The sequence below is a fragment of the Psychrobacter sp. 1Y4 genome, from assembly GCF_051847555.1.
Window position 1 is genome coordinate 1 of record NZ_JBPYDE010001130.1, and the last position, 523, is coordinate 523.

The 523-nt window shown below is 42.6% G+C and carries 1 pseudogene; it reads right to left on the reverse strand.

The features are described 5' to 3' along the window. Positions 1–80: 80 nt before the first annotated feature. Positions 81–523 (reverse strand): annotated as a pseudogene (locus tag ACS8FC_RS20775) (hypothetical protein); the annotation flags it as partial.

Sequence of the window (523 nt, forward strand, 5' to 3'; positions counted from 1 at the left end):
TAATATATTAAAAAAACGAAGTATAAAAAAACCCCACTAATCAATTAGCTAGTGGGGTTTTCGATGACAGAAAATGCGTATCAATTGCTTTTATCTTCTATGAGCGCTTTTATACTGTCACTATTATTGTTTTTGGGCGTATTTGCATTATTACTAGCACCATTGTTGCTTGCGCTTGGCGGTTTTGGCGCAGGTACGACGGGTGGTTTTTTAATACTGCTATTGTTATCCGTTCCCGATGCTACTGGTTTTTTATTATCCTGTTTAGGCTTGTTGGCATTGCCTTCGTTTTGAGTTGGCGCTTCAGGGACTGACTGTGACTCATTACCAACCGTCCGCTCTTCGGTAACGGATAACGTTTCAGAAGTATCAGCGGACTGGCGAATACTCTCCTCTGAAATACTTTCGTTAAAGCTTCCTTGACTATCGCGACTGGTATTACTATTGGTGGCTTGGTCATTGGCCGTATTGTTGACGGCTTGGGCTTGCTGGCGTGCTGGTATTTCGCGCTTAGTCGGTTTTA